This window comes from Clostridia bacterium (assembly GCA_026414765.1).
Lineage (GTDB): Bacteria > Bacillota > Clostridia > Acetivibrionales > DSM-27016 > SKW86.
This window is the reverse complement of record JAOAIJ010000016.1, coordinates 34734-51690: the sequence shown is the minus strand read 5'-3', so window position 1 is coordinate 51690 and position 16957 is coordinate 34734. Positions and strand designations below refer to the sequence as shown.

Annotated in this window: 12 protein-coding genes; all 12 read right to left on the bottom strand. The window is 37.7% G+C overall.

The window, feature by feature from the left end; all coding sequences use genetic code 11:
- Positions 1-29: 29 nt before the first annotated feature.
- A complete protein-coding gene (locus tag N3I35_04990) occupies positions 30-452 on the bottom strand; it encodes a VOC family protein (GenBank protein MCX8129440.1) in 423 nt (140 codons plus the stop codon).
- Positions 436-2103 carry a PhpK family radical SAM P-methyltransferase gene (locus tag N3I35_04985; GenBank protein MCX8129439.1) on the bottom strand — a complete coding sequence of 556 codons (1668 nt, stop codon included), beginning with the start codon at positions 2101-2103 and terminating at the stop codon, positions 436-438. Before N3I35_04985 ends, N3I35_04990 begins: the two co-directional genes overlap by 17 nt.
- Before the next feature lie 19 nt (positions 2104-2122).
- On the bottom strand, positions 2123-4504 hold the full coding sequence (locus N3I35_04980; GenBank protein MCX8129438.1) for a non-ribosomal peptide synthetase: 2382 nt from the start codon (positions 4502-4504) through the stop codon (positions 2123-2125).
- 227 nt (positions 4505-4731) lie between these two features.
- Positions 4732-5295, bottom strand: a complete 564-nt coding sequence (locus tag N3I35_04975; protein MCX8129437.1) for a DNA-3-methyladenine glycosylase I — start codon at positions 5293-5295, stop codon at positions 4732-4734.
- A gap of 274 nt (positions 5296-5569) precedes the next feature.
- Positions 5570-5815 (bottom strand): acyl carrier protein, encoded by a 246-nt coding sequence (locus N3I35_04970; protein MCX8129436.1) that lies wholly within the window; start codon positions 5813-5815, stop codon positions 5570-5572.
- 46 nt (positions 5816-5861) lie between these two features.
- Entirely contained in the window at positions 5862-7790 is a 1929-nt protein-coding gene (locus tag N3I35_04965) for an alpha/beta hydrolase (protein MCX8129435.1), read from the bottom strand.
- 68 nt (positions 7791-7858) lie between these two features.
- Positions 7859-8866: a BtrH N-terminal domain-containing protein gene (locus N3I35_04960; GenBank protein ID MCX8129434.1), complete on the bottom strand. Its 1008-nt coding sequence runs from the start codon at positions 8864-8866 to the stop codon at positions 7859-7861.
- A complete protein-coding gene (locus tag N3I35_04955) occupies positions 8844-10655 on the bottom strand; it encodes an amino acid adenylation domain-containing protein (GenBank protein ID MCX8129433.1) in 1812 nt (603 codons plus the stop codon). The genes N3I35_04960 and N3I35_04955 overlap by 23 nt, the downstream gene beginning before the upstream one ends.
- 53 nt (positions 10656-10708) lie before the next feature.
- Positions 10709-12430: an ABC transporter ATP-binding protein/permease gene (locus N3I35_04950; GenBank protein MCX8129432.1), complete on the bottom strand. Its 1722-nt coding sequence runs from the start codon at positions 12428-12430 to the stop codon at positions 10709-10711.
- On the bottom strand, positions 12420-14171 hold the full coding sequence (locus tag N3I35_04945; GenBank protein MCX8129431.1) for an ABC transporter ATP-binding protein/permease: 1752 nt from the start codon (positions 14169-14171) through the stop codon (positions 12420-12422). The genes N3I35_04950 and N3I35_04945 overlap by 11 nt, the downstream gene beginning before the upstream one ends.
- 21 nt (positions 14172-14192) lie before the next feature.
- Entirely contained in the window at positions 14193-14444 is a 252-nt protein-coding gene (locus N3I35_04940) for a phosphopantetheine-binding protein (GenBank protein MCX8129430.1), read from the bottom strand.
- A 78-nt stretch (positions 14445-14522) separates the two neighbouring features.
- Positions 14523-16925 carry a hypothetical protein gene (locus N3I35_04935; protein MCX8129429.1) on the bottom strand — a complete coding sequence of 801 codons (2403 nt, stop codon included), beginning with the start codon at positions 16923-16925 and terminating at the stop codon, positions 14523-14525.
- Between the last annotated feature and the right edge of the window lie 32 nt (positions 16926-16957).

Genomic DNA, 16957 nt, shown 5'->3' with positions numbered 1-16957 from the left:
ATAACAACACCGCTTATCTTAGGGAATGGTCAGCCCATTTGCAGAAATTCAATCATATTGCCTTCCGGATCTTCATAAAACACGATACGTGATTTTCCTACTCTTGGGAGTTCTACTTGAAATACATCACTTACAGGATAAATCCCATAGTTCTGCAGCTGTTTTATTTTAAGCTCTATAGAAGATACCAATATCGTTATCGTTACAGGTTCTTTTGCTTTTTTTAGAGAACAGGAACTATCTCCTAAATATTCAATGAGTTCTACCATGGATCCCATTTTAGATACCTGCAGCAATACAACCCTGTAAGCATCATATTTGTTTTTTGAAACAAAGCGGACCAAATCTCCTTTAAGTACTGCATCATCAATAACCTGCATACCCAATAAATCTACATAGAACTTCAGCATCTTCTCCATTGAATCCACAAAGATATCAACATGTAACAGCATTCTGCACCTCGTTAATCCTTTTCTTGTGCCTCATTGATAAATTTCTGTGTATTGTCTCATTCCCTTGAAAAACATGCAGCAGATCATAAATATTCTTCTGGTATTCAGGATCATCATCAACACTTTCCTTTGCTGTAACTTTTACGAATATTTGGGAGAAGCGTTTAAAGTCTTCTATAGTTGCACCTTGTGATAAATAGTAGGTAAGCGACCAAAGGTTAAAGGATAGGGAAGGCATGAAACAGGAATTTTTGATTTGCTTTATACCCTCTTCTACTATAGCTCCAGCCAAATTACTGTCCATGTCCTTGTGAGACCAGTCATATCCATATCCACTCAGCTTGTAGTAATCCTTCTCTTTTTCGATCGGTACGGCTCTCTCATAAAACCAGCTTTGCAGGTCATAGAAAGTCGGCTTGGCTTCATCAATAAACCGTATAGTTTCCTGCGCTGTTTCAATAGTTTCCCCTGGAAATCCAACCATGCAGGATGCATAGCTTATTATATTATGCTTTGTCAGTTGCTGAATTCCCCAATAGAGCTGCTCCTTTGTTACCTTTTTATCCATATTTTTAAGGATAGTATTATTGCCGGATTCTACTCCAAGGAGAACTCCACCACAGCCAGACTGTTCCATTAAGTCATAAGTTTCCTCATCCGAATGGGATATTCTAAAAAAGGAAAACCATTTAAAATGGTATTCGTTTTTAATCATTAACCGTAACAGGTTTTTGAATCTGTCCAGCGGAACATTGAATGAATCATCGATAAAAACCAGATACTTGACACCTAATGAGCTTATGTAATCCAGATTCTTTTCTATGGACTCCGGACTCATTTGCATTAATTCACCACCCAGGAGCGGATAACGGCAAAAAGCACAGTTCAGGCTGCAGCTTAATGCTGTCCTCACATACGCCGGCGGCTTAATATGATTTTCATAAAATGTTAATGTTTTGACAGGCTCATCATCCAGGCAAATATTTTCCGGGATTTTTTTTGTTCTGATTATGTCATTGCCGCTCTTGAATATAATATTTGGAACCTCCGTCAAATCGGGCTTCTCCTTCTTCAGTTCCTGACAAAGCTGATACAGTGTTTTTTCACCCTGGCGTTCATGTATAAAGATATCTGCTCCCATACGCTGCAATAAGTAGTTCTGCTGTTTTTCCCCATACTCGTAATTAATGCTGTTAATAAACGGCCCTCCGACAACAATTTTTGCATTCGGATTATTTTCTCTGATATAATCTACCACTTCTCTTATTGGTGCGGCTTCAACAATACAGGTTGAAGAAACTCCGACAATCATCGGAGAACTGTTCTTTAATAAATTCTTCAGTCTTTCTTTTTCAAAATTATAGTTGTTTACAGGCTCTACTGTAATATTCCTGTTTCTTAGATATGTCATCAAATAATGGACAGCCATATTAGGCATCCGATAAATGGATAGATCACTCGGCATTCCAGTGGATTGTGAGATACTCTCCGTAACCAGCTCCGAATACTTCATTCTTCTGCCGTTTACAATTGCAGAGCGTGATAGCATATGGCAATATGCCGCACCCTTTCCTTTATAAGGCTCAATTCTCTTAATTGTGGTCTCCATTTTTTCATCATTGAATCCAATTAATATACAATCAATTCCCATTGCCGGTCTCCTCTTTATTTCATAAATATCGTTTCTCCGCTTTTGCTTTACCCTGTGATTTCCCTTGCAGCTTTCCTTTGATAAATGTTATTGTAGGCGTTTTAAAGAATTCTGCAAAATCTATTTCTACATCATACTTCCCGAAAATCTCAGCAAGGAAGGTCATTACCCTTAAGCTGTCTCCTCCCAGCCTCATAAAACTATCATTCAGTCCGATATTATCAACAGACAAAATTCTGCACATTATCCCCGCGATTTCCTTCTCCAGTTCATCTTTTGATTCATCAGACCCGCTTTTCTCCGCCTTCAGAAGCTCTTCCGGCAAAGGAAGCTTACTTTTATCAATTTTCTTATTGGGAGTTAAAGGCCATTGATCAATCAGTACATAGTGATTTGGTATCATATATTTCGGGAGATATTCAGAAAGAAATTCCGATATTTCGTTTGCATCAAAAAGCTTGTTGTCGTCCATGATAAAGTATGCAATTAACTTCTTATAGCCCGCATCATCATTTACAACCACTAATGAGCTTTTAATGTGTTTATGCTTGTTTAGTATTGTCATGATCTCTGCTACTTCGATCCTGTGGCTTCTTATCTTAATCTGTCCGTCATTCCGCCCCAGGTAATAAATACTGCCGTCCGGCAAGAACAAACCACGGTCACCTGTCTTGTAGACATTTATAAGCCCATCGGCCTGATCCTGCAATATCAAAAAGCTTGCCTTGTTTTGCTCTTCACGATTATGATATCCCCTGGAAACGCCATTTCCAGCGATATAGATTTCGCCTGCACAACCGATAGGTACATTATTCCGGTTCTCATCCAGTATGAAAACTCTGTAATTATCCATTGGCCTTCCTATTACAGCGTAGTCGTATTTACTTTGATTAATGCAAAGGAACGTAGAGTCTACCGTACATTCCGTCGGGCCATATACATTATAAGCCTTGATTTTTTCTTCTGACTTCAGACGGTTCCATAATTTGTCCGGAATTGCTTCTCCCCCCACCAAAATGAGCTTCAGATGTTCACTGCACTTTTCCAGCATCCCATCATTTACCAAAAGCTCCAATTGTGAAGGAGTGCAATCGAATACGTTAATATTATTCTGATTAATGTATTCAATAATCCTGTTAACCGATTTGCGGACATTTTCCGGTATAATGCATAGACAATATCCTTTTATTAGTGCAATAAATTGCTGTACGGAAGCGTCAAAACCAAACGGGGCGTTTTGGGACACTCTTTCCGGCTCCTGTCCAGATAATTTTGAATACATGCACCGGTTTATTCCGGACAGCAAGTTAAGTACGTTATGGTGCTCAACGACGGTTAATTTAGGAAATCCCGTAGAGCCGGAAGTATAAATACCATAAGCAATATTGCGTTCAGTGATATCCAGATTCAGGTTTTCTGTAAGATATTGGTCAAGCCCGCCTGAATCGATACACAGCAGCTCAACCCCAAGGTCTGCCAGACCGCAGGTAAACTGCTTCTTTGTAATAATGAAAGGCATTTTTGTATCCTGAAGCATAAACTCAAGCCTTTTCTTCGGAAAACTGTCATGTCCGGGATTCAGTGTGTCAGAGTCTATCGGTACGTATCCGTTGCCGGATTTCATAATTCCCAATATCGCAACAATGAAGTCCACCGAACGTTCCATGAATACACCGATTAAGTTTTCAGTGTCAGATACTTTATTCCTGATATAATTCGCAACCTGATTTGCTCTCTTATTCAGTTCATCATAGCTTATACGGCAATCTCCACAGGTAACAGCCGTTTTATCCGGATGTAAAGAGACCTGCTGTTCAAACAGCCCATGAAAAGTTGTTTTTGGTATATCATATGTTTCACCTAATCCAAATCCGCGTATCAGGTTTTTCTCATATTCACTGATTATAGACAATTCATTGATTTGGATAGCAGTATTATCTATAACTTCACATAGTATCTTTTCAAACCTCAGCTGCATCAAGTTATCCATATCTTTATCATTGTGATTCGCGGCAATGCAGTATTTTACGCCATCAGCGTCCGGCTGGCAAACAAAGCACCATTGCTTGTCGTTACTTTGCTTAAGTATCTTTTTGGCCTGCTGTAAGGGTGCCCCACTTATAAAAGCTGCATCATACTTTGCAATATCCTCTCTTCTGCTAATACGCAGTGAGATTTCCACATCGGTAGCAAAATTAAAGAAGCTTTCATTCCCTATAAATAAAGGCTTAAAAAAGGCTTCGCTTTTATTTGATACTGCAAGAATATTTTGCTCTTTATCAGGGTTCATCTTCCTCAGCATTACAATATAGCAGCTTAACAGTAAGCTGTTTAAGGAAATATTGAATTTTTCAGTGATTTTCGTTAGTTCATCGCTTTTTTCAAATAGCTTAAACTCCATTTTTTCACACTCCTTCATAAATAAGTTGTTTTAGTCCGGTCAGGTGTCATCAGCCTCATGCTGCATTAGCTCATACATATGGCTGAAACTGTTGCCGAAATAAAAAAGAACAGTTGATATTCCAATCAAAGAATATCAACTGATCTCTTGGCTAATTTTTCTATTATTTTGCATCGTGCATTACCTTGTTAATCAGTACTGATTCGTCAGTCCAAAAATTTCAGAAGCTATAATTCGTTATAACGAAAACATTCTGTCTCATGGTTGTTAATCATTCCCATCGCTTCCAAAAATGCATTGACAGTTACCGGTCCGACATATTTCATACCTCTTTTTTTCAGATCCTCTGAAATTTTAACTGCCACATCATTATGAAAATTGAAACGATTGTCGGTGTTCTTAATAATTTTGTTATCGGTATATCCCCAGATGTATTTTGAAAAAGTGCCGTATTCCTTCTGAATGCTTTTGAAAATCCTCGTATTGCTTATAGTTGCCTTTATTTTACCCGGACTTCTTATAATATCAGTATTTTTGCATAATTCCTCAACTTTTTGTTCATCATATTCAGCCACTTTATCCGGATCAAAATTATCAAAGGCTTTTCTGAAATTCTCGCGCTTTTTCAGAATGATCAACCAGCTGAGTCCTGTAGTAAAGGTCTCCAGGACAAGAGTTTCGTATAGCTCCTTGTCATCATAGATAGGTACTCCCCACTCTTTGTCATGGTAATCCTTATGAATTTCCGAATTAGATACCCAACTGCACCTCTTTTTCTTTACTTCTTCCATGCTTACCTCCTTAAAATAATCATTTTTTATTCGTTGTGAAAAACTTAAATGAACTAAAATTAAGTTTTCTACAACCTGTTTTCAAAGCCCCAATCGCTTGTCCTATACTGCCGTACACAAGTATTCGGCAATATGGCAAAAGAAAGGAGTGCCTAAAAGCCTTGTAAATGAGCTGATTCCTACTTAATCAAAAAAAGCTTCGCCTGCTTGTTTTACGTTTTACAATTATTAATTATAATGTATTTTTCCGATGGTATAAACTAAAAATTTACATTTATTGTATTTTTGTTTTGATGAAGTTCCCCATAGTATTAATAGTCTCAAAATGATCAGGCAGCAGGTCCTCTTCGGCAAAACGGACCTGAAATTTGTGCTCTAAAAATAAAATAACCTTTACCATTGTAATTGAATCAATGATTCCGGCATTCATAAGATTTAGATCATAATCCAAATCAATATCTTCATTCACTATATTTTCCAACAAATAGCTTTTAATGGTTTCAAATACATTATTCTGCATAACTGTCCCATCCTTTCAATATGCTAATATTATTTTCATCCGGTTCCTATCCGATAGTTTCCAGGTGCTGCTTTATTAAGTTATATAAGTCTATGTACCTCTCTTTTACAATGCTGTGCGTAGCTTCAGGGAATGGAACATAGACTGAATTCCTGAATTTACTGTGAGCCCATTCAGATTGTTTTGGATTTGCTACGTTATCCTTGTCCGATGATACCAATAGAGCCGGCATGTTCAACGAAGTGATAACCGATTCGACATCATGCTGATAGTACTCTACGCACATCGTTAAGAAATTCCTCATTTTTTCTTTTGAAGTAAAAGCGTCAAGTATTATGCTTCTGTCTTTTTGGGGAATAATTTCAAAAAGCAATTCGACTATATCCCTTACTTCCGCGGTTTGCGCCTTATTGGTCAGGCCTTGGAAGTCCAGAGTATTCTTAAATATGCTTTTGTTTATTATCTTAAGATAAAATTCAAACATTCTCTCATCATTCTTTATTATTTGAAAAATCTCCTGAACACTCTTTCTAAATTTCGAATGATCCTTTTCACTGTCATTGTACGGTGCGAATTCCCCTGCAATAATAATCTGGGACAGAATCTTAACTTTATCCCTGGCTGCGTATAAAATTGCCTGCTTCGCCCCTGAACACCATGAGATCATATGAAGGGCATCTATTTTTTCTGCCTCAATGACTTTTTCAATATCATCAACATGGTCATACAACCCATAATGCTCATTTTGAGTATTGATCGGTCTTTCATTATTGTTAATGCCCCTGATTTCTCCAATTATTATGTAATAGTGCTCAGCTAATAATGAAATGAGAGGTTTCCATACATCGACAGCAACACCATATGCATTAACGATATAGATTGGAATTCCTGCTCCGGCTGTATAGTATGCAAGCTCTTGCCCATCGCCGGAAGTAACAACCTTTTTGGTTAGTACTATATCTGCTCCGTTTTTACTTTCATTTTGAGAAGCACGCAACAGTGAATCATCGACTTCAGCAGCTAACGAAAGCTTCCTATTGCCATCCGGTTTATTTGATCTTTGCTTACCGATTAGGTACGGCATATGATACAGAAGCAGATTATCAAATACTTTATCCACACCATCCATCCCTGATGCATCTCTAACCGGCTCCAGATTAATGTCCAGGCATTCCTGAAGACATCTGACTGCCTGCTCCATGTCAAAATAATGTTCCTCCGCCAGGCTGAATGAATTCCATTGCTTAGGAGAACAACTTTTATGACACTTTATCAGCTGTTCTATCAACTCCGGAAAAGTAATGTTATTTACATAAAGATCAGTACAGTCTAGCTGCAAAACGTTTCCTGTAAAAAAGTCAGGTACCCTGGAAGTCACCCATTCTTTGAAATCGTAATATCTCCGTTTGAATTCCAAAATACTGTTATCTTCCTGAACTGTGATATTGCAGGAAACCGGTATGCTAAATATATTTGTAGTTATGTGCAGCTTCGAATGGATTTCATTAATGATGTTTAGATTCTCCGCCATATTCTGATGGAGTCTTCCCAACTTTTCTTCTACTATGGAACTATAAAACTTTCTTTGTAAGTCATAAGGCTCATTACAAATATAGTTAAGTTCCGATATAGTGCAGTTTTTATTGACCAAAGTTATTATTTCACTAAATTTGTTAAGAAAATCCTTGCCGTATTCATCTATATAGTGAAACGTATAATTGTAACACCAGACACTTATCTCCGGCTGATTTTGACTCAGCAAAGTCTCATCGAGTATTTCAGCCCCATTAATAAATTGCATTAATTCTTTCTGGTCGCATAATCCCTTACTTTCCTGAACAACCCTGCTGATAAATTTGAAATCCTGCTCTGTAACAATAAATTTTGTGTATGACTTGTTCTTTTCATATACCTTTTTAAGCAGCTTTAAGCTGAATACACTGCTTAAACCGACAGAAAGCATACCCTGTTCCATTAAATCTCTCCTCTTCTTGTTATTTTTTTCTTAATTAGAAAGCCCCTGCTACATTCTGGTTAATAGCATCAGGCTTTAATCAAATCCTCTGCGTATTTCTTAATCAAATCATTCAGTTCCAATTCTCTGTCCCATGCTTTTTTCACCGCATCTATAGCTGCCTCGCTATTCTTTTCAAAATTATCTGCCTCCTCAATACACCTGGATAACAGCAGTCTGGCATATGTCCAGCTGCTGCTGATTTCAGCAGCAGCCTTTTCCGGTTCTTTGGCAAAATGCTTCAAAATATATTGTTGAGCCTTTTTTATATGGATTACGTTATTGATAAACTTTATCAGCTCACTACTAAGTAGAGACAATTTGTCGTAGTCACGAAGTATTTTCCCCAGCTCTGAAATTGCATGATAGTAGTTTTTCATCCCAAACAAGCTCTCTTCCGCTTCACACATGAATCTACCCACATATTTTTTGATGTATTCTGCATTAAACGTTTGGTTTGCCGACTTCCATCCACTATCTTCACAGATACAGTAAAAAGCATAAGGTTGATCGCTTTCCTTCATATACCTGTCAACGTAGCCATTACATGCCGTCAACAGATCCCCCTGGGATATTTTTGCCGGCTTATAGTTCAGCGCATTCCTGTTGCTGTGCTCATAAATCCAGAAGTCACCTCCTTCATACCCGTAGACCAACAGACTATGGTCCAAGTGCTCCCTATGATAGGTATCCTTCCGTATTGATTCATAAAAGCAATCAACATTGACTATGACCGGCACCTCCCGGTCAATCGCTTCCTTAATATCAGAGGCAAAACTGTCCGTAGTACTGAAACCCTCAATCCTCATACCCAACTTATTCAGTAGCTTCTCAAATTTCTCGTCACTCCTGTAATCGAAGGATATATTTAATGTATTGTTTTCCGAATATGTGTAATGGACATAGGTATTTATGAGTATAGGTAGAATAGATTTATTGTAGTGATTGATTACGGAAAAGACAGCGTTATATATACAATCCTGAAAAAAAAACTCCTTAAACGGTTCCAGATTTTCAATTATTTTTTTCCCCATCATTATAACTACCCCTTTTGATAACTTTTACTAATTGATTTATTGTGCTGTTTTTCAAAATATCGTCGTAGTCTACTTTAAAACCTACAATATCCAACATGGCTTGCATACGTATCACTAATAAGGAGTCGCCACCCAGATCAAAAAAGTCCCCGTCCGGAGTAATCTCAGACGCTGGAAGTAATACCTTCCAAATATTCATTAATTGATTGGCTATGGTTTCACCAGAATCTGTTTCCTCATTATCCATGATACTTTTCCTCAATTCATTCCGGTCTACTTTGCTGTTAAAGCTAAGCGGCAGCTCCTTTCTATACTCGAAGCGTGAAGGAACCATATATACCGGCAATATCCCGGCTATCTCCGACCTCAGCCCTGCTATATCAGTGTTTGGATCTGTATAAAAGCATATTAATGTATTCTCATTGAACTTGTCTTTTGCCACTATCACAGCAACACTGCCTTTATGGACAAACTGCATCAAACTCTTTTCAACTTCTGCAAGCTCTACGCGATTACCCCGTATTTTTACCTGGTCGTCTTTTCTACCGAAATAGTCTATCATCCCATCTTTACCTATAGCACCAAGATCACCCGTCCGATATACATCTTCCCCACAGGCTTTGCAGTAGCAGAACTTTTCCTTTGTTATTCCTGATTGGTTCCAATAACCGGATGCCAGTCCAATACCGGAAATACAGATTTCACCGATTTCACCTGCTTCGCAAAGGCTTCCACTATCGTTGACAATATACATCCTTATATTATCAATGGGCCTTCCTATGGGCACTTTGTCCAATTGATTAAGTGTATCTCTATTCACTAAATAATAAGAAGCAAATATCGCACTTTCCGTCATACCGTATAAATTCCCCAGCTCTGCATTTTTAAAGGCCCCGTAAAAATCCTTTGCCAGTGCTGTGCTGATGTATTCTCCGGTGTTGAACACCCATCTGAGATTAGGCATCGGATTACTTACTTGCTTTCTGGCTATATGAGCCAGCAGAACTCTTAAGGCCGACGGTACAAACTGCGTAATGGTAACATTCTGCATAGCGATATAAAGAGTGTTTATGTCCCTTGATGCAGTTTCAGTCACCACCTTTATTTTTGCTCCAACGATAAGCGGACAGAAGATCTCCCAAATGGAATCTGTGAAGCTGATTGAGGTTTTAAGAGCTATTACGTCCATAGGCGACATTTTGAATTGTTTTATCAGCCAAAAAAGTGTATTCAATACTGCCTTGTGTGTAACCATGACACCTTTAGGTTTCCCTGTTGTTCCTGACGTATATAGGATATATGCAATATTGTTTACATCAACATCGTAAGTTTGTGGCTTTACTTGAGTCTGTTCGAGCAGGTCTTCATAACATATTACCTTTATTCCGTCAGAGAATATATCTGCATACAGCTTCCTGTATTTTGATTGGATTATTATTACTGGACATTGGCAATCTTCTACGATATGTTTTACTCTTTTTTGAGGATAGTGGGTATCTATCGGCACATAAATGCTGCTGCTTTTCATAATACCAAGCGCTGCTGCTACCAAGTCAGCACTCCTATCCATGATTACCGCTATTTTCTGCTGCCTTCCGGCAACTTGCAGGATGTAAGCTGCCACTTTATCTGATGCTGTTTCCAAATCGCTGTAGGTAATAGCCTTATATTCATCTAATACTGCAATGTTATCCGGAATCTCAATTGCCTTATTCATGACTAACTGAGGTAAACTCAGCTTATACAGGTTTTTACCGAAAAAATTTAGTAATTTGCTGTCGTTTTCCATAAATTATTCTTAACTCATCCCTTCTTTATTAAGTTAGTCTGTTGTGCTTAGATTTAAACAGCCTGATTTTGTTCCTCAAGCATTTGCCTGTACAATCCGTTATGCTCCCGGAGGTCCTGATGGGTCCCCATCTCTGTCAGCCGCCCGTTGTTCATTACAATTATCAGATCAGCATCCCTTATTGTAGATAACCTGTGAGCCGACATAAACATGATACTGCCATTATCAGATACCAGTTGGTTTATATTGTGCTTTAGAGTAGCCTCTGTAAGATTATCAACGGCGGATGTTGGCTCATCCAGCAGATATATTCCCACATTTTTCGTGAATAACCTGGCTAGAGCTAATCTTTGCCGTTCGCCGCCCGATATATTAATGCCCCTGTCTCCTATCCGTGTCAGAAATCCTAACCCTTGATTTGAAATGAACTTGTATATTTCCAGCTTTTTGCATACATCCAGTAGCTTCCCGTCAGATACCTCATGCCCCAGCTTAATATTATTCTCAATTGTGTCATCGAAGAAAAAAGATTCCTGAAAGCATGCAGCGACCTTTTCACCAATCCATTCTTTTTCGTTGATCTGATTTATGTCTATGCCATTAATCTTAATCACTCCTGCGGTCGGCTTAATAATTGATAGTAATAGCTTCATTATAGTAGATTTACCGCTTCCGCTCGGTCCCACTAACGCTATTTTCCTATAACCGTCTATTTTGAAGCTTAAACCGGATATTGCCTCATCTACCTGCCCTTCGTAGCAAAAGCTGACATTACAAAACTCTATGCTTTCCACCCTGTCGATTGAGACTTTTCCTTCAGGATAGCAAGTATTATCCAATACGCCCCTTATCCTGTTTACTTTAGCTATGATACCCGATATTTCTGTAGCTTCTGAATAAACAACTTCTACGTTATCGATCAGCAAGGTGCAATAACGGTATGCTGCAGCATAGACAGCAAGGCTCATATGATTGTTAATCACCAGGTATCCCCCATAAAACAGAATAAACAGAACAATAGCCCATTTTGAGATATTCGTGGCAAGGTATTGCAAATTACCCATAGTGTAGAGCTTTTTGGCTTTTACGTAGTATTTGTCAAAGACCCTTATCCTTCTGTCTTCTTCCCATTTCGCTTTGTTATAGGCCAATACTTCTCGGCTGGATGAAATCCCTTCCTCAGTAACCTGATGTATTAACGATACATCCTCCATATATGCTTCTCTTGCCTTAATAAAGATTTTTGTAAATATATGTCCTGTTATCACATAAACAAATACTAAGATTGCAGTAATATAAAGAATCGGCGCGCTGATACTAAACATCAGTACCATGATTACAATAATCTGTATCACATATCTGATATTTCTGATTTTACTGTTTATACCTGCCCCAATATCCTGTGTATCCTGTGTTAACATATCTATATACACTGCTTGCCTGTAATTCGCAGGACTGGCATACATACTGTGAAAAAGCTTTTTGCTCAGATCACTGATTATAGGGAATTGAATCAGCTTCTGTCCTATAACTTCTATCAGTGAGTTGATCAACTCTTTTCCGATTAACGCCAATACCAGCATGAAAACAAAAAAGATTGTTTTCCGGTAATTCACTACCACCAGATTGTCCACAATGTATTGAAAAAACAGCACTTCACTTAATGATACAGCCACAAATACCGCAGACAATACAAGCATGACAAGCAGCTTGGATCTTACTCTGTTCTGGAACTTCAGTACCCAATGAAAGCATTGCATAATGTTATTTATCATGAGTAATCATCCCCCTGGCAACAAGACTATAAAAATAAGTACCTTCTTTGAACAAGTCATCGAAGGTACCATCCTCTACAATTTTTCCTTCATTCATGACAACCAGTCTGTCAAATTGTCTTATTACTGAAAGACGATGCGATATCATGATTAATGTTTTGTCCTTGAAAATAGTCAAAAAATCAGATAGTATCTTTGCTTCCGTAATGCTATCCAAATTTGATGTAATCTCATCAAGCAGAAAGATCTTCGGGTTTTTGAGAATTACTCTTGCTATCGCCAATCTTTGTTTTTGACCTCCGGACAAAGTCTCTCCTCTTGCGCCCAGTACCGTATTATACTGCTTCGGCAGATTCATAATGAACTCATGGGCCTGAGCCAGTTTAGAAGCTTTGATGATGTCACTGAATGTAGCATTTGGATTTGCAAACCTTAGATTCTCCAAGATCGTATCGGAGAATAGAAAGGTTTCCTGAAAGGCAATACCGACTGCTTCTCTGAGATCGTGGAAGGAATAATGCTTAATGGATACCCCGTCAAGCAGCAAATCCCCTTTACAACAATCATAGCACCGCAGCAATAATTTAAAGAATGTAGATTTACCACATCCGCTTGCCCCTACTATAACTATCTTCTCCCCTTTTGTCGTACTTAAGGAAAAGTCCTGCAAAATATCCTCCTTGCCTTCATAATGGAAAGAAAGATTCTTCGCACAGATATTCCCTTCGATTTTGTTCAAAGTGGGAAGGTTGTGCTCTTTTACAGTAGGCTTCAAGTGCATAAATGCATAGGGCTTTTCTGCATCGGTAAGATTTTTGTTTTGTCTGATCAATAGGTTCATAAAGTTTGATAATGTACTGATAGCCATAAAAACATAGGTGTAATAGGCAACAACATTACCAATTGACATGGAATTTTTACTCAAGGCTATGCCTAATATAAAGTAAGCAGCTATTGCTATAACGTGAAACAGGTTTATACTGCCCGAAACAAGCTTTTGCAAAAGTAATCCTTTCCGTTGATCGGAAAAAATAAGGCTAAGCTTATCGAATACTTTCTTTTCAATCCAGCTGACTGAATTATAGCTCCGGATTTCCGCAATTGATTCTGTACTGTCATATATACCTTTATAATACAGATTGGTACTGTCCCGGATTTTCTCATTTGTGTTGTGAACCATTTTGCTTGACAAAACCGTGGTTACAATAACACACAGGAAGCAGAAAAAAGTAATACAGATGAAGAATATATTGTGGCTCAGCAATATCATAACCGTTGAAAAGACGAATCCGCAAAACAATTGCATTGTATTCGGCAGAAAGTCTACATAAATAAAATAGATTGACAGAATATTCTGAAAGGTTTCAGCCAGAAAATTCCCCCTGGGCGTCTTTTCAAAATAATCATACCCTAGTTCTCTCGCTTTATCGATTACTTTATACTGTATTACCTTAGTGCCTTTTTCCGAAAAAACAAGTCCACACATAGCATAAATCAAACGTGTTGCAATAATCACACAGATCGTTAGCATGGCGTAGATAGCCAGATCCTTAACCAAAGAAATCTGTTTACCTATTACTACATCATCAATAAACCGTTGGATCAGTTTGGGAAAAATAATAAAGCATGCCTGCTGTAATACTACTAAAATGAAATATGCAATTACATATATCCAGTATTTCTTTAAGAATGAAAGACACCACAAATATAATCTGAAATGTCCCAAGCTATTTTTTTTCACGTTCTTCTCCTTTTTACCTGTTTAACTGTTTTGTTTATTCTTGATAAATGTCACCATATCATTTACCGTTGTATGTTTGTTAATTAATACTATCTCTTCACCAAATTCCACATCGAAGAAAACCTCCAGCCTGACCAACAGCTTAATAAACGCAACCGAATTGATGTTTAAGCCGATCAGTTCCTGATCGAATATAGTTTCCCGGTTATAAGAGGTCTCTAATTCTTCCTCCATTATTGATATCAAATTCTCTTTAATTTCTTCCAATTTCATAATTTCACCCCACTTTTTTTAGATGATTTGAAAACTCCAAGACATTAATACTACTTACTTCCAGATGTTGCTGAGAGGCTAGATCTCCTTTAAGTTGTCGTCCCATTCATAAATCCCGTAATATTTTTTGTTATACATGATTAATCCTTCGTTATTATAGTAGTCGTGAAAACCATTGAACATAAATGGCAGCATTACTTTTCTGGTAAAAATACATCTTTGCAGTAATGCATTATTATTTGTATTTATCAACAGTATGCTGTATTTGTTATCTGCCGGATTAGGAACCACCTGCATTATGCAATACTCGCCGTAATAATTCTCACCCTTGTATGTAAAATGATCATTATAGGCTGTAATAGGTACTTCCACAGTACCATCAAAATAGAAACCCAAATCCGGTACATTAATGAATATAAGATTACCTTTCAATACGGAGGTGCTCAGCTCGTCCAGATAGTAAATCGGATATCTTACATACAAGGAATTAATTACACTATAAGACAATGGCGATGCAAAATTGAATGCAATGCTCAACTCTGTCATTATCTCCGTTCTGGGAACAAAAATACTTAGCGGAGCCAGATATACGTCCAGCAAACCCGTACCCTTACGGTAATCAATGGGCTCTTCCCATTGCTTTATTTCAAAATACTTTCCTCCGCAGTACTTAAAGGACACCTCTGCTTTTGAATAATCCGAAAACCTAAATTCCTGTTCATTCACAGCTATCACAAAGGATTTTTTATCTATATGCGGCGGCAAGGTAATCTTAAACCCGTCTGCATTCTCGACGTTTACTACAATCAGCCGGTCGGATACTGCTTCTGCTTTCACTTGCAAATAATTCTTGCTTTTCAGAATACCGTAAGTGCTTATCCAAAAGGATGACAAATAGCGGTTCCTTTCAGTTCTGAAGTTAATTGTCCTGGGATAAGGATCTCCTACTTTTCCATGGAAGAATTCCATAATAGGGTACATGTTAAAGTCAGCAAGGGCATCGTGAATGATATTATGTAAATTTGTTTGACTATACAGGCTGGCGGATAATACTTTGCTTATGGAATCGGTTTTGTCAAAATAACTGTAATCCCTATCGGATACGATATTGGCTATAGGTATATTTGATACGTTTCTGATGTTAGGATAATACGGATACCCGGAAATCATATACGCTGCTGCAGCTATATCAGGATAGTTTTCAATCAATGTCCATACATCATAACCCGAATGACTTTGACCTAAAAGATATATTCTATTCTCATCAATTTTGTATTTTCCCCGTATGTAATTCAAGACCTCCAGAATGCGGGCTTCACTTACATAGCCACCTCCAAGCAGTCCTCCGCTGAAGAAATCTGCAATAAAGTATTCCCTATATCCCTCCACAGAATCACTGAAGAATACTTCTTCCTTATCTATAAGAAATAAAATCAAAGGGTATTGCTCAGCTTCATTATAGTCATCCGGCTTTCTTACATTGACCTCAAGTACGCTGTTGTCTATCTCGGAAAGATAATATTCCCTGTTGGAGGTATACTCTTCATTCTCCAGGATACTTTGCAGCTCAGCTGCCAGTAAAAATCTGCGTTCATTAGTCAGATATCCTTTCTTCAGCTTTTCAACAATACCCAGGAGCTGTATTCTTACAGCATCATCCTTTTTGCTTGTATGCTCAATTGCTCTTAGTATCAAAGCATCAATCTGTTCCTGCGATATGATATGCACCAGATTAACCCTTTCTCCACTTTTATCAAAGAATAATGCTATATTGTCAATTGCTGTCAATCCTTTTAAATCCAGCGTGTATTTTACCATTCCTTCTAATCTGGCAGGGATCGTGCACTGAGAAGTGTACAGATAATAGTGCACATCGTAAGTCTCACCCCTGTTGTCCAAAATCATAAACTCAAGAATATGTTTCTCTTCACTGTATTTTGATACGACCAGCGTTCCCTGCTTCAGCAAATAATCCATTAGTTTAGGCATTACAATACCTTTTTGGACATCTTCATAGTTATATAGTTGAACAAACCCACGTGCCAGATTGTATCCGTTTTGCCTTACATATTCTATCAGGATATGATTTTTACCCTCCGATATCTCCAGAACAAACTTCTTTCGTTCACGGTTCTCTGTTCCTATGTATAGAATACTTTTATTGAACCATATCTTGAAAATACCGGAAAATTCTATGTCCAGTACAACTTTCTGACGGCTGCTGCTATTTACTTCAGAATAAAAGTACTCTATTTTATTGCTTTCAAACTTTGACAGGTCATTAAATAGGAATTTTGAAGTTTTATCAAAAACATCATACGAACCATAATCATTATGTATATTGTCAATCCGTTCATTTACAATATCCTTGATTTTTGTATCAAATAAATCAAAGCTTTCAGCATCTAATTCACATAATATAAGAAACTCGTTGATTAACAGCGTATCTCCTTCATACAAAAATGCATTGTAATTATTCATAATTGCACTGTCCTCATCATACTAATTTTTCA